Origin of the sequence: Paenibacillus sp. FSL M8-0334 (assembly GCF_038000405.1) — a bacterium.
Classification (GTDB): Bacteria; Bacillota; Bacilli; order Paenibacillales; family Paenibacillaceae; genus Paenibacillus_AQ; species Paenibacillus_AQ campinasensis.
Genome location: NZ_JBBOCH010000002.1, coordinates 1,114,412 through 1,134,250 on the forward strand (window position 1 = coordinate 1,114,412; position 19,839 = coordinate 1,134,250).

Consider the following 19,839-nt stretch of genomic DNA (forward strand, 5'->3'; position numbering starts at 1 on the left):
GGCAGGAGTCCCGAAAGCGGAACTGTGGAACGAAACTTGAAAGCGGTTACGATGATATCTCGGATTGGAGCGTGAGAAGGTTGAAAAACGGCCGAGTCAAAATAGGTTTAGGGCTGGTGTATACCTTGATTTGCATTTCCGTATTGCTAAACGGTTTCCCCGTTCATCATCTGACAGGGGACAAGCAGAACGTGCCTCAAGCGGCGGCGGAGGGAAAGAAGGAGGAGGTATCTAAAATGGGAAGCCCAGTCCATACCAATTTATCCGGATGGCAGCTCCGGGGCCAGGGAAGGATGGAGGAAACGGAGCAAGGACTGCGGGTCACCGCCGAGCCTGGACAGCAGGTTCGAGTGCTATCCGACACCGAGTCCAGCGATTTTATTTATGAAGCGGACGTACAGATCAAGGACCGACACACAGATGCCGCACTGATCTTTCGATCTGTTGAAGAGACGGAGCTTTCCTATATCCTGCAGTTATCTTCCAGGGATAGCTTGCTGCAATTGATGACTTCCCGAAGCGGCAGCGATCAGGTGCTGTCCGAGAAGCGGGTTGAGTTCAAGGAAGGGGGGATTTACCATCTGAAAGTAAAGGCTGAGGGCGCTGACCTTAAGGTGTATTGGGGTACGGCCTATGAGCCTGTGCTTGAAGTTCATGATGCCTCATTTGCGACTGGCCGCCTCGGTCTTCGCACAGGGAACGGGTCAGCGCTGTTTCAGAATATAAGAGTCAGCGACCTGTTGGGGAATGTAGAGGTAGAACTCGTTGCTGAAGGAAGCTGGCAGCCCGATCTAAAAGGACTTAAAGGATCAGCCTCCGGCGACGGTAAACCTGCGCTGAAGCTTTATGAAAACCATTCATCAAATGTTATATATGAAGGGAATGTAATACTGGAGGAGATGTCCAAAGCCGGTTTAATATTTCGGATGAATGAACGGGCCGAGGCGGGATATGAGGTGCTGCTTACGAAGGAGGACGGCAGGGTGCGCGTAGAGCTGCGGAAATCCGACGGTTCGATTCTTGCTGTCTCCGAGCCTAGCTATCCCAGCTTGCCAACAAGCAAGCATCATCTTGAAGTCAGGGCGGAGGGCCAGCGAATTCAAGTCTTACTGGACGGCTATGCCCCGGCAGCCATAGATGTGGAGGACGGGACTTTCACAAGCGGATATCATGGACTGAAAGTATATGCCGGCACTGCTTATTTCCAGGACGTGTACACCGTGGATATGGAGGACTACTATACGGAAAAATACAGGCCGCAGTATCATTACAGCCCGATTCGAGGTTCTGCCAGCGATCCGAACGGCCTGGTTTATTTCGAAGGGGAGTACCATCTTTTTCATCAGGATGGGGGACAGTGGGCTCACGCTGTCAGCCGTGACCTGGTGCACTGGAAGCAGCTTCCGATCGCCCTGCCGTGGAATGATCTCGGACATGTGTGGTCCGGATCGGCTGTGGCCGATACAACGAATGCGTCCGGCCTATTCGGCGATGTCGGCGGCAAGGGACTGATTGCGTACTATACTTCCTACAACCTGGATCTTCCGGGCGGCAACCAGAAAATCGGTCTGGCTTATAGTCTCGACCGGGGCCGAACCTGGGAGTATTCCACAGAGCGTCCCGTCCTCATCGAAAACCCGGGGCGCAGCGACGAAGAACCGGGAGGCTGGGATTTCCGGGATCCGAAGGTGGTCAGGGATGAGGCGAACAAACGGTGGGTCATGGTGGTATCCGGGGGAGATCACATTCGCTTTTTTACTTCGGAAAATTTACTGGATTGGACGCTGACCGATCAATTCGGTTATGGCAACTATATTCGCGGCGGCGTATGGGAGTGCCCGGACCTGTTCCAGCTGCCGGTGGAAGGTACAGAGGAGCACAAGTGGGTGCTGATGATCAGCACGGGCGCCCACCCGAAAACAGACGGCTCGGATGCGGAATATTTTATCGGTGAACTGACCGCGGACGGCAAATTCATCAACGATCATCCGCCCGGACATGTGCTGAAGACGGACTGGGGCAAAGAGTTTTACGCCTCCATGTCCTTTTCCGACATGCCGGACGGGCGCCGAATTATGCTGGCGTGGATGACCAACTGGGATTATCCCTTCAGCTTTCCGACTGCAGGCTGGTCAGGACAGCTGTCGATCCCGCGGGAAGTGTCGCTGCGTCTGACGGATGAAGGGATTCGAATGTATCAAGCGCCAATCGCCGAGTTGGCCTCACTGCGCATTCCCGTGCTGGAAGCGGCAAATCGCGGGATTACGGAGTCCAGTGAGAATATCTTGAAAGGACTCGGATCCGGCGCATATGAAATTGAAGCTGAGATAGAGCTTCCGGCAAATGGCGGAGCATCGGAATTCGGCTTTGGTCTGCGTGAGGGGGGCGGCAGAAGAACGGTTGTCGGCTACAGCGCAGACGCGCAACAGATGTTTATGGATCGATCCGCTTCCGGGGTGACGGATTTCTCAGACCGATTCACTACGGTTCACGAAACCAGGCTTTATCCAGAGAATAACCGAGTTCGTCTGCGGATATTTGTGGATGAGGGTTCAGTTGAAGCCTTTGGCAATGACGGCAGGGTCGTATTTTCCAACGTGATTTTCCCAGAACCGTCCCAACGAGGGATGAGCTTTTATGTCCGGGAAGGCCGTGTCAAGATCGTGTCTTTAAAAGTGTATGAGCTAGCCTCCGTATGGAGAGCGTGTGACCGGGCTTCTTCAGCCTATATGATCATGGACCACAAGGAACTGGAACTGTCAAAGGGGCAGACGACTGAGCTTGGAGCCGTTTATGTACACGGTCCCGGCCGCGGAGAGAAGCCGATGGTTTGGACATCCAGCCGTCCGGACATCGTCAAGATTATGTCCGTCAATGGCGGACGTGCAATAGTGAGGGCCGAGGAAGCGGGGGAAGCGCTCATCACAGCCGCCACTCCAAGCGGGAAGGCATCTTCAAGCATGCCGATAAGCGTGGCTGATGGCGTGTTTGAGACGAATCTGAGCGGGTGGAGGCCGGACCGCTCGTCTGCAAGGTGGATGGTTACGCCGCTTGGTCTACGAGGCAGTCACACGGCAGATACCGTCTATATGGCCGATGAAAAGGCGGGGGACTTCATCTATGAGACTGATATGAGGCTGGGGAGACAGGGCGGCGCCGGATCGATTTTGTTTCGTGCCAGCCCTGACGGGAGAAGCGGATACTACTTCAATCTGGACCCGAACATGAACGCCTTTCGCCTCTTCTATAAAGTGGACGGCCGGTTTGAGGAGCGTCAGGTATTGGCCCGAATGCCGCGCTTCCTCAATGCGGAAACGGAATATCGTATCAAAATTGAAGCTCGTGGGCCGCATCTTAGGATTGATGTTAACGGAGAGAAGGTCGTGGATCTGATGGACGGTACATTTGCCGAAGGTAGCTTTGGGCTCCATGTGTTCGGGGGGCAGGCATTGTTCCAAAACGCTTATGTTCGTGACATTTCGGATGCGAATCTGATGGAAACCCAGTTCGTGAACGCGGGCATAGACAAAGCTCTTCATGCCGAGTCATCACGAAACGGGGATCTGGTGACGATCCAAGACCCGGACGGTTCTATCAGACAGCGATGGGTGCTTGTTCCTGACGGGAAAGGAATGTATTCGATCCGGACGAAGGAAGGCAAGGCGCTGGATCTGGATACGGGACAAGATCGGCTGCAGCTGTACGATTATCTTGGCTATGACAATCAACGTTGGCGGCTGGAGGACAGGGGAGACGGGACCGTAACCATTGTCTCGGCACACAACGACAGGGTGCTGGAGATATCCGAGGACGGGATAAAGCTTCAGCTGGGAGAGCCATCGCCCGATCAGCCGCGTCAATCCTGGAGACTGACGCCCGGGGTTGATCTTCAGCTTATGGAATAAGTTAAACTTCTTATTGTATGCTTCAAGGATATGACGTAAGAGATGGGATTGGTTAAGGATTGGTTTGACAAGACCGCAGAATTCACTCGGCGGTCTTTTTTGTTGTTGAATAGATTCAAAATCGAGGCTCGGGCCTAATCATCGGTGCTTGACAGTCAAGCCTGCAACCGATCATGGCCTGGAGTACGAACTAGCTGTCCGGAGGCTTTGTATGATGATCCCGTTTGATCAGGTAGCTTCCTGAACTAAAGGGATCACCCGTGAAAAGTGTATGGAGAGACAACAAACACTCATCTCAGTCATCATTTATTTAGTCAAGCACAGATTTTGGTCCTGAGCCCAAATTGATATACTTTAAAATTCCTGATATAATATATGCGAACAAACATTCGCAAGCTTGCGGTGAAGTCTTTTGAATACATTTGGTTTTGGAGGGAAGGAAATATATGAAACTGGCCATTATCAATCGTGTGCGAACAAATAATTTCAATGATCCTGATTTGATACCGAAGATTACGGAGCTGTGGAAGGAGGCTTCTAATCGTCTGACGGATCCAGAGACGATCATCTATGGCGTCTATCACGATTACGAGAGCGACTATAAAGGTGACTATACATTAAGCATTGCTATAGAAGATAGCAACAGCGAACCTGCACTGGAAATACCGGATAACGCAGCATATGAAATCTTTAACGTGGACCCATCAGAAGAACAAGGGGTTATAAACACCTGGAAAAAGATATGGGAACGTGAGGATTCAGGCACCTTGAATAGAGCGTATACCTACGATTATGAGAAATATGATTCCCGTGGAGGAGTTGAGATTTACATAGCCATACAGTGATTCGGACGGGGACTCTCCTAATGATCTTAGCGTGACGATCGGGAATAAGATATGATAATCTATATTATATGAAACTCCATGTAAGTTGAAGCTACTTTGTTCAATCCATTACGGGACAAGAGGGGTTTTCTATTTTATAGAATCATATCATCTGGTGCGGTTTGTTGTCATGAAGGATATAAGTTCGTGAGATGATCAATCCGGCATAGCGAAGGACAGGGAGAGAATCGATGACGGATTTATTGATGTATGAGCGGGAATTATGGGAGCGTTACGTGCATATCGCTGGCATTGACGAGGTGGGACGGGGCTGTCTGTTCGGCGACGTGGTCGCCGCTGCGGTTATTTTGCCGCAGGGGCTGGAGATAGAAGGAATCAACGATTCCAAGAAACTGAGCGCGAAGAAGCGGGATGCCTTGTACGAGCAGATCATGGATCAGGCGCTGGCAGTTGGGGTAGGCCAAGTGGATGCGGAGACGATTGACAGAATCAATATCAAGCAGGCGGCCCGGCTTGCGATGAAGCTTGCGCTAGAGCAGCTGTCGACCAGACCGGATTTTCTTCTGGTTGATGCGGAGAAGGTGGATTGTGATCTGCCGCAGCGGGCGATCATTAAAGGGGATGCGAACAGTCAATCAATCGCTGCCGCCTCCATTGTAGCCAAGGTTACCCGGGATCGGTTATGTGAAGAAGTGTGGGAAGCCCGGTTTCCGGATTACGGGATTGCAATACATAAAGGCTATGCCACCAAACTGCATCGGGAGAAGCTGAGCTTGCATGGCCCCACGTCGCTTCATCGGCGAAGTTTTTTGAAAAATATGGAAGTCGAGCAATTGTCGCTCTTCTAAGGTTCGTTGCAGCCCGCCCTCGCGAAAAGGCGGGCTGCTGCCGATATATAAGGGAAAGGAACAATTAGGGGGACAAATAAGGTGAACATCGGATCGTTGATTCGAGGACTGTTGGGAGAGCAGAAGCCGGGGGATGCGAAGACATTGGAATTGAAGCCCGGCCAAGTCGTCCGCGGTGTAGTAATGAATGTAACGGAGAACGGTCAGGAGGCGGTTGTCCAGATTCAGGGCGTACAGGTTAAGGCGAAGCTGGAAACCCCGCTGCGGGCGGGGGAAACGGCATTGCTTCAGGTTCAGCCGCCCGGAGAAAGTGCGACCGCGGTCCTGAAACCGCTGAGTCAATCGCAGGCACTGCCGCTGTCTCCTTCCTCGATGGCTGAGGTGCTTGAGTATGCAGGATTGCCGGATACGAAGGAAAACCGGGAAATGATTCGGGCGATGCAGCTTGCGGGCGTTCCTTTGACTCGAGAAAATATAAGCCAGTTTCAAGGGATGATGGGAGCCAGGCCGCCGCAGGTGCCGGCGGCAGAGTGGCTGGAATCGGCAGCGATCGCGTTTCATCGCGGGCTGCCTATCACACCGGAGAGTGTGCGGGGGCTGCATCAGGCCGTATTCGGCCCGCCGCTCCATCAGCTGCTGCAATCTCTGGAGCAGCAGCTGATCGCTGCGCTGACCGGGCAGAGCAGTCCCGGCAGCCCTGGGGAGGCGGCCGGAGCATCCCGGACCGCTCAGGCGGCTCCGGGCCCGGGGGCGGCCGCTGATGCGGCTCCGCAGCCGCAGGGCGCAGCCGCAGGCCAAGCCGGCGCTGCCCAGGCGGCGGGCGGGGGCCAGCAGGCGGTGCTGGTGAAGCTGCAAGGCTTGCTTCACCAGCTGCGCACCGAGCTGGCCCAGCAGCCCTGGAGCGGCCAGCAGCCGGCGCAAGGCTCGGCTGCTGCCGCCCAGGGCCAGGCCGCCGGGCTGCCCGCAGGGCCGGCGGCCGCGGCCGCGGGCGCGCCGCCAGCTGCAGAGGCGCCACAGGGGGCGAAGGGGCCGCAGGCCCTTCGCCTCAGCAGCCGCCTGTCCGCGGCTCTGACGAGCCGTGGGTAGGGCGGCTGCTGAAGCTGCTCGGTGCGGAGCACGAGCAGCAGGCCCTGCGCGGGGCGGCTGCCAGCCGCCCCGCAGGGGACGCGGCGCGAGCCGCAGGCAGCGCCGCGCAACCCGGGCAGCACGCGCAAGCGCTGCCCGGGGGCGGGCCGGCCGCGGGCGGTTCCGCCCAAGGCGCGGCCGGAGCGGCGGGCGCCGGGGGCGCGAATGCGCCGGCGCCTGCCGCCGCTGGCCAGGCCGCGGCTAGCGTAGCTGCCGCGGGGGGCCAGGCTGCCCAGCCTGCGGCAGTGGCAGCTGGCCAAGCCCCAAGCCAGCCTGGCGGCTCCGCAGCGCCAGGCGCAGGGGCAGCGGCGGCTGTGCCGCAAGCTGCCCAGGCTGGAGCTGCGCAAGGAACACCGAACCTGCCCGGGGCCGTCGCCCCGCAGGCCGGTTCGGTAGCCGCGCAGCAGGACACCATCAAAGGGCTGCTGCTTCAACTGGTGTCGGGGAATGATACGCCGCCTGCGCTTAAGGAGGCAGCCCAGCAGCTTGTACAGCATCTGACAGGCCAGCAGCTGCTTCTTAATACCGACCGGACCGCACCTTTTGCCCAGGTGACGATGTTTATTCCTCTTCATGGTGCGGACGGTCAGCAGACCGCTTCGATCCACATTCAGTCGCGAAGAGGACCTAAAGGCGAACTCGACAGCACGAACTGCCGACTGCTGTTTGACCTCGATATGAAAGCGCTCGGTCTGACGCTGATTGATGTGCAGATTGTCGACCGGATTGTCAGTGTGAACATCCGAAATGATCAGGTGTGGGCTTCAGAGCTGTTTGAACAGCGGAGGGAAGACCTTGCCACAGGGGTGGAGTCTGTCGGCTATCAGCTGCTCAGCCTGAAGGTTGAACCGCTGCCTGAGGCACAAGACATGGCGTCCGAGCTTCCTTCAAGAGGCACGGCCTCGGAGTATACGCCTCAATCATACAAAGGGGTGGATATGAGGATATGAAGCAGCCAGATACTGAAGCCAATGCTGCGGTCAAAAAAGCAGTCGCCCTCAAGTACGCTCCTGGCGACCATGAAGCTCCTGTCGTCGTAGCAAAGGGTTCGGGAGAACTGGCGGAGACGATCCTGCAGAAAGCGATGGAGCATGGCGTGCCGGTACAGGAGGATGCGGCTTTGGTGGAGGTGCTCTCCAAGCTGGATCTAGACCAGCAAATCCCTCCCGAGCTTTATCAGCTGGTGGCCGAAGTGCTAACTTATGTGTATCAGGCTGACCGTCAGGCAGAAAGAGGGGGCATGATGAAATAATGTCCTCAACAGGCAAAGCGGATAACCGCAAGCAGAAGGGAGACGCGGCCGAGATGGCGGCAGCTGAGATGCTGCGCCGGAAAGGATACCGCATTCTGGAGCGCAACTGGCGCAGCCGTTATGGCGAGCTGGACATTATCGCAGAGACGGAAGGCGTGCTGGTATTTATCGAAGTGCGGAGCCGAACCGCCACCGCAAGCTACGGTACGCCGTCTGAATCCGTCAATGCAAGAAAAATGATGCAGGTCAGAAACACGGCGGAGCAGTACATTCACTATAAACGCTATTACGACAAGCCTGTTCGGTTTGACGTCATTTCGATCATTCTTCAGGATGACATGACAGCCGCCTCCATGGATCATATCGTCAACGCTTTTTAACAACACGGATGAGCGGGGAACACTACACTGCTCACGGATTATAGATCATACATCAAAAAACGCATGCCGCAACAGACGGATTTCTATTCCTCGGCATGCGTTTTTCTATGATTAATAGGCATCAGCATTTCTCTGCTCTATTGTGTTTCATGCGTTACTTACTTTTGGTCCACTCCATCAAATACTCCGGCTGCCGGGTGTCCGGGTCCAGCATTTCTTGTTGCACCTTAAACCCGTGTCGGGAATAAAACTGAACGGCCTGTTCATTTGCCTTGTATACCTTGAGCTCCAACCGCTCCTGTCGGCTTTTGATATGATCGAGCAGCTTCCGACCATATCCGCGAGACTGATACTCAGGGTCAATGAACAGCGCGGCCAAATACGAACCGACCATCGAAATGAACCCTCGAATATGTCCGTCTATCTCCAGGACATAGGATTCCGACATCGGCAAATACACATTTTTCATCTCGCTCTGCTTTGATGACCAGTATTCCATCGGAATAAAATGGTGGGCCTGTTCCGACCCTCTCAGCCATAGTTCAATCATTGAATCCTGCTCACGTTCTTCCATAAGTCGAATATTCATAGACATGCTCCTTGTGATGATTTCTTCAGACATACACCGGCAGCTGGTCCAGCTGCCGATATTGGATCGCCTCGGCGACGTGGTGGCTGCCGATGCACTCTGCTTGGTCCAGATCCGCGATCGTTCTGGCAAGCTTTAATATTTTATCATAGGCGCGCATGCTGAGCCCAAGCGTATCGATCGTGGTCTGGAGCAGGCTGGCCGAGGCGCTGTCGAGCGCAGCATAACGACGCAAATGACTGCCAAACAATTCGCTGTTCCAGCTGAATGGCAGATGTCGGTATCGCGTGGATTGAAGGAGCTGTGCTGCCATAACCTGCTCCCGCATTTCCCGGGATGAGAGCTGATGCGCGGTGTCATAACGGTCTTTCGGACGCGGAACCTCAACCTGCAGATCGATGCGATCAAGCAGAGGGCCGGATATTTTAGCACGATATTGTCCGATCCGTCGCGGGCTGCAGGTGCATCGCTGCTGCGGATGATCGTTTCCCCAGAATCCGCACGGACAAGGATTCATCGATGCAGCGAGCATGAAATGTGCAGGGAAGGTGAGAACAGCTCTCGCCCTGCTGATCGTAACCTCACGATCCTCCAGCGGCTGGCGCAGCACCTCAAGCACATGCCGGGAGAACTCCGGAAGCTCATCGAGAAAAAGTATGCCCTTGTGTGCGAGGCTGACCTCGCCGGGCCTTGGAATGGTGCCGCCCCCGATCAGCCCGCCGGATGAAATGGTATGATGAGGGGATCTGAAAGGACGTCTGGTCATCAAACTTCCGGTATGCTTAAGCTTTCCGGCTGCGCTGTATATTTTCGTTGTCGTTAACGACTCTTGTTCACTTAACGGAGGCAGAATGGTAGGAAGCCGCTTCATCAGCATCGTTTTTCCGGTACCGGGAGGGCCGATGAGGATGATATTGTGCATGCCTGCTGCGGCAATCGTCAGCGCGCGCTTGACATGCGGTTGTCCGATGACGTCGCTATAATCCTCAACGACATCATCCGGGGTGTTCACGGATCCATGGTTTTCAATATCGGACTTGGTATAAAGCAGTTTGGACAGATGGACTCTGAAAGGCGCGGATCTCCCCGGCGAGTGCGTTTCACTTTGAGGCCTGTCCGGTTCAATTAACCCGTCCGCCTGGCTGCCTGTGAGCTCCTTAATATGACGCAGCCCGTATACGTTCATCCCGCCGATTAGCGCAGCCTCCGGGGCGTTCTCGTAAGGGAGCAGCACGCCCTTTAACCCGTCCCGTTTGGCCTTCTCCACCATAGGCAGCACCCCGTTAATGGGACGGAGTGATCCGTCCAGCGCCAATTCACCGAGAATGAGGAGCGATTCAGGTGAAAAATCAATTTGCTCACTCGTTACCAAAATGCCTAACGCAATGGCAAGATCAAAGGACGATCCTTCCTTGCGCAGATCGGCTGGCGCCAGATTAATGGTGACCCTTTTCATCGGATAGGTGAAACCGCAATTTTTGACCGCGGCCCGCACCCGCTCGACCGATTCCCGGATCGAGGAATCCGGTAGTCCGATGATGGAGGTTTGAGGCAGACCATTCGACAGATCAACTTCAACCTGAATCGTGACTCCGTCGATTCCGTGAAGGCAAGCGCTGTATAGCTTACCGTACATATTAAAAAGCACCTCTCTTTCGATATTCGGCTCTGGTGGCTCTACTATGTTGAGTCCGGCCGACAATCCGAAAAAGGGTGCTTCCTCATTTTCGTTAATATATAAGTAATTGTAAAATTATTCATCAGTTACTGTCAATAACGAGTCTTGGGTATCCCTTTCCTCTGCCTTTGCATGATTATCCCTTTCGTTCAGGATTCGAAGAGCGGTGGGAAAGGTTCATGAATCGTGGAGTGGAACAAAAGTGTGGATGCAGGAGTAGATGCTAGACTGGATGCAACAACGGCTCACGTCAAGAGGGATACGTATAGGAAATAAACAAGCTTACGGTTCAAAGTCGGATTCAATGTTCTACCTGACTAAAGGGAATAAGCGTACAAAGCTGGCGAAAATCGAGAGTGAATCTATAATGCATGGCTGCTTGAAGCTAGCAGGACGACTAAAGTAGAGAAAATCCCTCCTGACTACCTTTGGAAAATGTATTATAATATTTTAAATTACATTAATTGGATAAATAACTCCATTAGTAAAACTCTCTAACCAAGCCTCGTCCATGCCCATATGCACGACTCCCCATAGCGTATGCGAATCGATTATTGCTGCCAACCTGCATCCCATCTAGTTGGGGGACAGCCCGCCGTTACCATTTGCAGACGGAACCATAGAATAAAGTACATGCTAAGACAATCGCAATGGGTGTTAGATCAGGAGATCAAGGAGGTAAGAGCATGCCGATAGTGTGGATAGATCCTGGACATGGTGGAAGGGATTCGGGCGCAACCGGCAACGGATTGCTGGAGAAAGATGTGGTGCTGGCGCTCTCGGTAGCGATCAAGCGAAAGCTGGAGGCCGAGTATGACGGGGTTCAGGTGCTGATGTCCCGGGACAGGGACGTGTTCCTGGAACTCTCGGAGCGCACGAACGCAGCGAATCGGTCCGGTGCCGATATCCTTGTATCCATTCACTGTAATGCCGGCGGCGGCAATGGAGGGTTTGAGTCGTTTCGTTACACCTCGGTATCATCCACTACCGTGAACCTGCACGATGCGCTGCATGCTGAGATTATGAAAGCACTGGCGCCATTTAACGTTATAGACCGGGGTGTGAAATCCCAGAACCTGCACATGCTGCGGGAGAGCAGAATGCCGGCCGTTTTAACGGAAAATCTGTTTATTGATGTAGCGTCGGATGCGAACAAGCTGAAGAACCCCGACGTCATTAACGCACTGGTAAACGGTCATGTGAACGGAATTGCCAGACACTTGGGCCTGACACGAAAAGGGGGGACTCCTCAAATGGACAAGGCTAACGTTATCGCCTACGGTAAGGAAATTCAGAATGGCCTCATCATTAATAATACGGTGTATGTTCCTTTAAGAGCATTGGCAGAAGCAAGCGGAGATCGTGTGGCGTGGGACAATCAGACGAAAACCGCGACCGTCACCAAACCACAATAAACGAGTAATGCTTGCAATAATAGCGAGTAGCACTGTAACCCAACGGGTAACGCAACAGCTAACACAACAGCATAACACCTGTTATAAACCTCCCTTAAACATGACTAAAGGGAGGTTTATCGTTGTGATCGCCCTATGAGGTCGATCTTGCCTGCTGGCGATATTGCCTTGGGGTCACCCCGATTTTTGTCTTGAACAGTTGATGGAAAAATTTCAGGTCGCTGTATCCCACCTCGGATGCTATTTCTGCCACGCTTTGATGGCTGGCCGCAAGCTGGCGGCAGGCGGCATCCATTCGGATGCCCTGCACATATTCGGTGAAGCTCATTCCAGTCTGCTTCCGGAACAGGCGACTGAACTGCCGTTCACTGAGATTGGCCTTGGCGGCAAAATCACCGAGTCTGAGGCTGCTGGCATAATGGCGGTCAATATAGGCGACAGCTTCATCGATGGACAACCACTGCGGTCTGTCCCGCTCAGGCGATCCGAGCTGAAGCTGATGTCTGTACAAGCCGGCTAATATTCGAACGACCAGCGCAGCGAGCACCCCCAAATATCCTGGCGGTCTGGCGGAAAACTCGCGATGCATCTCGCGGAATAGGGCATGGTATTCTCCGGCATCATCCCGCATCGAGAACCAGTGCACCCGCTGCTCGATAAACGGTTCGCATAACTCTGAAGCATGGGGAAAGGCGTCCCGCAGCTCCACTAAATACCGGGCTGGAAACAGACAGTTGTATACGATCAGCGGCCGGTCCTTGCGCATCGTTCTCGGACGAAACACATGGCTGCGCCCGATCGGAATGAAGAACAGTGTCCCGTGCTCCACCGGAACGGCATCACCAGCAATGTAATGGACCCCGGAGCCTTCGCTCACATAAGTGATTTCAATAAATTCATGGGAATGCTCGGCCATCTCAAACGTTTCGCAAGCCCGGTTTACATAGATCGGAATTCCCGGTTCAAAAAAATGCTCCCCTGGCATTACAAAAGTACTCCGTGTCATGCTCACGTCTACCGCCCCTTATTCAGACTGCCTTGTTTGGCTTCATCTTACGAAACCGGTTGTAAAATGTCCAGATCGACCTATAAAAATGTCGCATGCCTCCCCTGAACAAGAGAGCAGCGCCCCCTACAATAGAGGTGAGATGCTGCTCGCATGGCGGCAAATGCTCGATGAAAAGGAGGAACACGTATGCAAGCACTGGAAGTGACCCGTCTGAGCTGCGAATATCGCCACAATCCGATTGGACTGGGAGTAAAGCTGCCCAGATTCAGCTGGCAGCTGGCGTCGGATCGCATGCATGTGATGCAGCATGCTTACCGGATTCAGGTGTCCAGCGGCGGGCAGGGGTTTGATGAGCAGCGGCTGGTATGGGATACGGGAAAACAAACATCGGACAATTCCTTGCTCGTCGAATACGGCGGAGAGGCGTTACAGTCCCGGCAACGGTACTACTATCGAGTCAAAGTATGGGATCAACGCGGAGGCGAGTCGGACTGGAGCCCGTCGGCCTGTTTTGAGATGGGGTTATTGCACCCTTCGGACTGGTCTGCACGCTGGATCACGCCGGATGACAAGGCGATTGATCCGCTGGCAGAGGAAGTGTTCCAGCTGAGAACTACCTTCACTGTCCGGAAGGGGGTTAGCCGGGCTACCGTATACGTCACCTCGCGAGGGATGTATGAGCTGGAGCTGAACGGCCGGCGTGTCGGGGACGAGCAGTATGCCCCGGGCTGGACCAGTTATGACAGCAGGCTGCAGGTACAGGCTTATGATGTCACCGATCAGATTCAGGAGGGCGAGCGCAACGCCATCGGCGCTTTCCTGGCCAATGGATGGTACAAAGGGGTTCTGGGCTGGGACAGTCAATCTGGTAAATATGGCGATACGCGGGCACTTTTGCTGCAGCTGCATATGGACTACGAGGATGGGACGACAGATGTATTGGTCAGCGACAGGTCTTGGCGGGCTTCCACAGGGGCGATTCTCATGTCTGAGCTTTATCATGGCGAAACCTATGATGCTCGCCTGGAGAAAACCGGATGGTCTACTGCGGCCTATGATGATTCCGAATGGGCAGAGGTCAGGGAGTTGGCCGATTCGAGAGATGTGCTTGTGATGCAGGAGAATGAGCCTGCACGCGTGACAGAGCGGATCAAGCCCGTGGCCTTGCTGCGGACCCCGTCGGGTGAAACGGTCATTGATATGGGCCAGAATATGGTCGGCCGCCTTCATCTCCGGCTGGATCTGCCGTCAGGCACTTCGATTACGCTCCAGCACGGGGAGGTGCTTGATCAAGACGGCCATTTTTACACCGCGAATCTCCGGTCTGCCAGACAAACGGTGCGGTACACCTGCAAGGGCGGCGGGGAAACGTATGAGCCGCGATTCACATTTCAGGGCTTCCGTTATGTCAAGGTGGAGGGCTGGCCGGCAGAGGCTCCGCTGGAACTGGAGCGGATCACCGGGCATGTCATTCATACCGATATGGAGAGAACCGGTGACTTTGAATGCGCTCATCCGTTGCTGAACCAACTCCAGCGTAATATCCGATGGGGGCAGCGAGGCAATTTTGTGGATGTTCCTACCGATTGCCCGCAGCGGGATGAGCGGCTTGGCTGGACCGGGGATGCCCAGGTGTTCATTCGGACCGCGGCTTTCAACTACGGAGTCGCGTCGTTTTTTGCGAAGTGGCTGCGCGATTTGAAGGCTGATCAACGTGAAGATGGCGGCGTGCCGTTTGTCATTCCGGATGTGCTGGATGAGAAGTCACACTCCTCTTCGGCCTGGGGAGATGCAGCGGTTATATGCCCATGGACGCTGTATGTCTGTTATGGCGACAAGCGTGTGCTGGCAGAGCAATATGACAGCATGAAGGCATGGATTGAGTATATCCGCTCCCAAGGGGATAACGAGTTTTTATGGAATACCGGATTTCACTTTGGCGACTGGCTCGGCCTTGATGCTAAGGAAGGCAGTTATGTAGGAGCTACGCCGAAGGATTTGATCGCCACCTGCTTCTATGCCTATTCGACCGGGTTGTTTGTGAGAACGGCGCAGGTGCTAGGCTATAAGGAGGACGCTCGAAAGTATGGCGAATTGTATGAAAGCATTGTGGCGGCATTCAACCGGGAGTTTGTGACGGGAAGCGGCAGGCTTGCTGCCCATACCCAGACGGCACATGTGCTGCCGCTGATGTTCGGGCTCGTCGACGGGCCGGTGCGCGAGCGACTGGCACGGACGCTGGCGGATGACGTGCAGGAGCAGAACGGTCATCTGACAACCGGCTTTGTAGGAACCCCGTACCTGTGCCATGTGCTGTCCGAGAACGGGTATCATGAATTGGCCGTAAAGCTTGTACAGCAGGAGGACTATCCATCCTGGCTGTACTCGATCCACCAGGGGGCGACAACTATATGGGAGCATTGGGACGGGATCAAGCCGGATGGGACGTTCTGGAGCAAGGACATGAACTCCTTTAACCATTATGCTTACGGCTCCATCGGCGACTGGCTGTACCGGGTCGTGGCCGGGCTTGACCTCGACGAGTCGCAGCCGGGATATAAACGCATTCTGTTCCGGCCACGGCCGGACTCTGGTATGGCCTATGCCAGAGCCTCGTATGAGTCGGGGTATGGAGTGATTCGGAGTGGATGGCGCATAGACGAGAGCGGCTCCGTCATCTATGAGTTTGAACTGCCTCCGAATACGACGGCAGAGGCTCGCATTCCGCACGGGCAACTGGCGGGTGTCTTGGTCAACAACAAGCGAGCAGAGCAGGCTGAGGGCGTGCTTTCCGCCCGAGAGTACGAAGCTTGCGCGGTGTTCGAGCTTGGCTCGGGGACGTACCGAATCGTGGCTGGCGGAGTCATCGAATAGACGGCGAGAATGAGCGGGCAGCGCTGCGTTGGCAGCGATGATTAGGAGGGCACCTGACAGGACTTCCTTATATTTCTGAGCGGCTGTTGACCCATGTTGATGGGTGGTAGACGCTCTATTTTTTTACGATTATAGTTAGAGAAACTCATCTCCCGAATTCCATTATATTCCAAATATTCTCTTGACGGGATCAATTCCATATCAAAATAGAGTGGATCATAGGCCATTTTTTTAAGGTAAGCGTTTTAAAAACATGTTACAATAACTTGGGTTCATTATATAAAAGGTTGTCATGGGAACCGCTAACATAGATAGCTTTCCCAGCCGACCCGCCTTGTTCCAGTCATGTTGATAGGAGGATTCCAGAATGAATATCCATGAATATCAAGGAAAACAAGTACTGAAGCAATACGGAGTAGCCGTTCCGAACGGCAAGGTTGCGTTTACGGTTGAAGAAGCTGTCGAAGCGGCCAAATCTTTGGGCAGCCCGGTGACGGTTGTGAAGGCGCAAATTCATGCAGGTGGCCGCGGTAAGGCCGGCGGCGTGAAAGTTGCGAAGAACCTCGATGAGGTTCGTGCCTATGCCGAAGAGATTTTGGGCAAGGTGCTGGTCACTCACCAGACCGGACCGGAAGGCAAAGAAGTTAAGCGCTTGCTTATTGAGGAAGGCTGCGACATTCGCAAAGAATATTATGTCGGCGTTGTGGTGGACCGTGGAACCGGACGCGTCGTTATGATGGCCTCCGAAGAAGGCGGAACGGAGATTGAAGAGGTTGCAGCAGCTTCGCCGGAGAAGATTTTTAAAGAGGTCGTTGATCCAGCGGTTGGACTGCAAATGTTCCAGGCTCGCAAACTGGCATATTCCATTAATATTCCGAACGAACTGGTAGGCAAGGCAGCCCAATTCATGATGGCTTTGTATAAAGCCTTTGTGGAGAAGGACTGCTCGATTGCCGAGATTAACCCGCTTGTCGTTACAGGTGACGGCAATGTGATGGCACTGGATGCGAAGCTCAACTTTGACTCCAATGCGCTGTTCCGTCATAAGGACATCCAGGAGCTGCGTGATTTGGATGAAGAGGACGAGAAGGAGATCGAGGCATCCAAATTTGACCTGAGCTACATAGCGCTTGACGGCAACATTGGCTGTATGGTGAATGGTGCCGGTCTTGCGATGGCAACGATGGACATCATCAAATACTACGGCGGCGAGCCGGCCAACTTCCTTGATGTAGGGGGCGGTGCGACGACGGAGAAGGTTACGGAAGCCTTCAAGATCATTCTGTCCGACCCGCAGGTAAAAGGCATCTTCGTGAACATCTTTGGCGGCATTATGCGCTGTGATGTGATCGCCAACGGTGTTGTGGAAGCCGCGAAGCAGATCGGGCTTAGCCGTCCGCTTGTCGTGCGTCTGGAAGGGACAAACGTAGAACTTGGCAAGCAGATTCTGGCGGAATCCGGACTGAACATCGTACCTGCCGATTCCATGGCCGACGGAGCGCAGAAGATCGTCTCCCTCGTTCAGTAATTATTCATTCCTGAACAGGCATGGCACATGAAGGAGAATTCCGCTCCTGCCGTGCGGTTGCTTTCATTATTCAAATGAGGAATTTTGCAAAGTCCTGAAATTACAATAGGGGATGTGAATCAATCGTGAGTATTTTGATCGATAAACATACAAAAGTAATAACGCAAGGGATTACAGGGAAAACGGCTCTGTTCCATGCCAAGGGCGCTCTGGATTACGGCACGCAAATGGTGGGCGGTACATCTCCAGGCAAAGGTGGAACCCAAGTCGAAATTACGCTGGAGAATGGAACAAACGTCAGCCTCCCGGTGTTTAATACGGTTGAAGAAGCCAAAGCGAAGACCGGTGCTACGGCCAGTGTTATCTATGTTCCGCCTGCATTTGCCGCAGATTCCATCATGGAAGCTGTCGATGCTGAAATGGAGCTGGTTATCTGTATTACCGAGGGGATTCCGGTCCTTGATATGGTGAAGGTAGCGCGTTACATGGAAGGCAAGAAGACACGCCTGATCGGTCCGAACTGTCCGGGTGTCATTACGCCAGGTCAGTGCAAAATCGGCATTATGCCAGGCTACATCCATACTCCGGGCCATGTCGGCGTTGTATCCCGCAGCGGTACGCTGACGTATGAGGCGGTTCACCAGCTGACGGCTCGCGGCATCGGACAATCCACCGCGGTTGGCATCGGCGGCGACCCGGTGAAGGGAACCGAATTCATTGATGTGCTGAAGCTGTTCAATGAAGACCCGGACACCTATGCGGTTATTATGATTGGTGAAATTGGCGGTACGGCCGAAGAAGAGGCTGCCGAGTGGATCAAAGCCAACATGACTAAGCCTGTTGTCGGCTTTATCGGTGGCGCTACAGCGCCTCCAGGGAAGCGGATGGGTCATGCCGGCGCCATTATTTCCGGCGGTAAAGGTACAGCCAAGGAGAAGATTTCGGTACTTGAAGCTTGTGGTGTCAAAGTTGCGCCAACCCCTTCCGAGATGGGCTCGACACTCGTTAGTGTTCTGGAAGAACAAGGCATTCTGGCGAAGTGCACAACGCACTAATTAACGGAGCGCTACTGAAATTCATAGTTTCATAGTAGTTTGATTCAAGGTAAGCAACCTTTTATTTCCCGATGGGAGATAGAGGGTTGCTTTTCGTGTTTTTAAGGATAAATCTATCGTCATTAACTGAACCGAAGGGAGCAGCGTTATATGGATATAAGCAATATCGTATTGGCGGCACTGCATGAAAGCGAAGGGATCGGCTGGAAAACGATCGAGCGCATCATGCATAACGGTGGCATACGCAGCGAAATGCTTCATTATAGAGCAACGGATTGGGAGGCTTGCGGTGTGGGTGTCGAAACGGCGCATCATCTCGAACATAACTTCATGCTTACTGTCGAATCGGTGACGAACCGGATGTCGGACGATGACACGAACGAGCCTCGACAACAATGCAGCTCCGCATCAAATTTGACAAATGATCAAAAAATACGTATTATTACAGCCCTCGATACGTTGTATCCACAGCGCCTGCATTCGTCCTCCCAGCCACCGTGGGTGTTGTACGCAATTGGCGATCTCCAGCTTATGGAGATGCCAAGCATTGCCATGGTAGGCACCCGCCTGCCCACGGCATATGGCAAGAAGGTAGCGGCCGTGCTGGCGGAGGAGCTGGCGGAGGCGGGATTTGCCGTCGTCAGCGGCATGGCAAGAGGCATCGACAGTGTGGTGCACGATGCGGTTCTGGCCCGTGACGGCCGGACGATCGCTGTGCTCGGAGGAGGGATCGATGTCGTTTACCCGCCGGAGAATCGCTCGCTCTATGAGGATATTGCAGACAAGGGGCTGATCCTCTCTGAATATCCGCCGGGAACCAAGGTGCGCCCGGGCTTCTTTCCGCGTCGGAACCGGATTATTGCAGCGCTTGCGCTCGGGACGGTGGTGGTCGAGGCCGATGCCCGCAGCGGCTCGCTCATTACGGCGGATATGGCGCTGGAGGCGGGAAGGGATGTTTTCTCGGTTCCTGGACAAGTGACATCTCCGAAGAGCAGGGGGACGCTGGATTTGATCAAGCAGGGAGCCAAGATGGTGACATGCGGTGCGGATATTATAGAAGAATATGAAATTTGGTTGCCAAAAGGCATAAAGGATTCATACAATAAGGAGCGGCAGGAGGATCATTTTGCTGCTGGAGAAAACGCCGGGTTGACAAATGATGAACTGGAAATATACCATAGGCTCGAACAAGGGCCGGGCTCGCTCGACGATTTGCTGGAGCAAACCCGATGGGATTTTGGACATTTGCATTCAGTTCTGTTATCTTTAATCATAAAAAAGCAGATAACCCAATTACCCGGTGCTATATATAAGATCATTTAAATGGGAAGTTTGA

At 53.9% G+C, this 19,839-nt stretch carries 15 protein-coding genes; 12 read left to right on the forward strand and 3 right to left on the reverse strand.

Annotated features, from left to right (window positions below; genetic code table 11):
* Positions 1 to 236: 236 nt before the first annotated feature.
* The 7 genes from MKX64_RS19245 to MKX64_RS19275 all read left to right on the forward strand — a co-directional run bounded on the left by MKX64_RS19245 (position 237) and on the right by MKX64_RS19275 (position 8,355).
* Positions 237 to 3,905 (forward strand): GH32 C-terminal domain-containing protein, encoded by a 3,669-nt coding sequence (locus tag MKX64_RS19245; RefSeq protein ID WP_341037066.1) that lies wholly within the window; start codon positions 237 to 239, stop codon positions 3,903 to 3,905.
* Between the two features lie 446 nt (positions 3,906 to 4,351).
* Positions 4,352 to 4,750, forward strand: coding sequence for a GyrI-like domain-containing protein (locus tag MKX64_RS19250; RefSeq protein ID WP_095265772.1), 399 nt, complete (start codon positions 4,352 to 4,354; stop codon positions 4,748 to 4,750).
* A gap of 230 nt (positions 4,751 to 4,980) precedes the next feature.
* Positions 4,981 to 5,598 carry a ribonuclease HII gene (locus tag MKX64_RS19255; RefSeq protein ID WP_095265771.1) on the forward strand — a complete coding sequence of 206 codons (618 nt, stop codon included), beginning with the start codon at positions 4,981 to 4,983 and terminating at the stop codon, positions 5,596 to 5,598.
* Positions 5,599 to 5,679: 81 nt separating this feature from the next.
* Positions 5,680 to 6,684 (forward strand): hypothetical protein, encoded by a 1,005-nt coding sequence (locus tag MKX64_RS19260; RefSeq protein WP_341037070.1) that lies wholly within the window; start codon positions 5,680 to 5,682, stop codon positions 6,682 to 6,684.
* Positions 6,685 to 6,968: 284 nt separating this feature from the next.
* Positions 6,969 to 7,673: a hypothetical protein gene (locus MKX64_RS19265; protein ID WP_341037072.1), complete on the forward strand. Its 705-nt coding sequence runs from the start codon at positions 6,969 to 6,971 to the stop codon at positions 7,671 to 7,673.
* Complete coding sequence (locus MKX64_RS19270; protein WP_095397827.1) at positions 7,670 to 7,975, forward strand: EscU/YscU/HrcU family type III secretion system export apparatus switch protein; 306 nt, start codon at positions 7,670 to 7,672, stop codon at positions 7,973 to 7,975. Before MKX64_RS19265 ends, MKX64_RS19270 begins: the two co-directional genes overlap by 4 nt.
* A complete protein-coding gene (locus MKX64_RS19275; RefSeq protein WP_176475486.1) occupies positions 7,975 to 8,355 on the forward strand; it encodes a YraN family protein in 381 nt (126 codons plus the stop codon). The genes MKX64_RS19270 and MKX64_RS19275 overlap by 1 nt, the downstream gene beginning before the upstream one ends.
* Before the next feature lie 154 nt (positions 8,356 to 8,509).
* Here the strand turns inward: MKX64_RS19275 and MKX64_RS19280 are convergent, their stop codons facing one another.
* Both MKX64_RS19280 and MKX64_RS19285 read right to left on the reverse strand, forming a co-directional pair.
* Complete coding sequence (locus MKX64_RS19280) at positions 8,510 to 8,944, reverse strand: N-acetyltransferase (RefSeq protein ID WP_341037075.1); 435 nt, start codon at positions 8,942 to 8,944, stop codon at positions 8,510 to 8,512.
* A gap of 25 nt (positions 8,945 to 8,969) precedes the next feature.
* Positions 8,970 to 10,580, reverse strand: coding sequence for a YifB family Mg chelatase-like AAA ATPase (locus MKX64_RS19285; protein ID WP_341037077.1), 1,611 nt, complete (start codon positions 10,578 to 10,580; stop codon positions 8,970 to 8,972).
* A gap of 728 nt (positions 10,581 to 11,308) precedes the next feature.
* Here MKX64_RS19285 and MKX64_RS19290 point away from each other — a divergent pair.
* Positions 11,309 to 12,037 carry an N-acetylmuramoyl-L-alanine amidase gene (locus MKX64_RS19290; protein WP_095265765.1) on the forward strand — a complete coding sequence of 243 codons (729 nt, stop codon included), beginning with the start codon at positions 11,309 to 11,311 and terminating at the stop codon, positions 12,035 to 12,037.
* A 133-nt stretch (positions 12,038 to 12,170) separates the two neighbouring features.
* Here the strand turns inward: MKX64_RS19290 and MKX64_RS19295 are convergent, their stop codons facing one another.
* Positions 12,171 to 13,043 carry an AraC family transcriptional regulator gene (locus tag MKX64_RS19295; RefSeq protein WP_341037800.1) on the reverse strand — a complete coding sequence of 291 codons (873 nt, stop codon included), beginning with the start codon at positions 13,041 to 13,043 and terminating at the stop codon, positions 12,171 to 12,173.
* A 189-nt stretch (positions 13,044 to 13,232) separates the two neighbouring features.
* Here MKX64_RS19295 and MKX64_RS19300 point away from each other — a divergent pair, with 189 nt between their 5' ends.
* From MKX64_RS19300 to dprA, 4 genes are all read left to right on the forward strand, one after another.
* The gene (locus MKX64_RS19300; RefSeq protein WP_341037079.1) at positions 13,233 to 15,920 is read left to right on the forward strand and encodes an alpha-L-rhamnosidase; all 2,688 of its coding nucleotides are present in this window, start codon (positions 13,233 to 13,235) and stop codon (positions 15,918 to 15,920) included.
* Between the two features lie 367 nt (positions 15,921 to 16,287).
* Positions 16,288 to 17,448: an ADP-forming succinate--CoA ligase subunit beta gene (gene sucC / locus MKX64_RS19305; protein WP_341037081.1), complete on the forward strand. Its 1,161-nt coding sequence runs from the start codon at positions 16,288 to 16,290 to the stop codon at positions 17,446 to 17,448.
* A 125-nt stretch (positions 17,449 to 17,573) separates the two neighbouring features.
* Positions 17,574 to 18,503 (forward strand): succinate--CoA ligase subunit alpha, encoded by a 930-nt coding sequence (sucD, locus tag MKX64_RS19310; RefSeq protein WP_095265761.1) that lies wholly within the window; start codon positions 17,574 to 17,576, stop codon positions 18,501 to 18,503.
* Between the two features lie 150 nt (positions 18,504 to 18,653).
* Positions 18,654 to 19,826, forward strand: coding sequence for a DNA-processing protein DprA (dprA, locus tag MKX64_RS19315; RefSeq protein WP_095265760.1), 1,173 nt, complete (start codon positions 18,654 to 18,656; stop codon positions 19,824 to 19,826).
* The last annotated feature ends 13 nt before the right edge of the window (positions 19,827 to 19,839 follow it).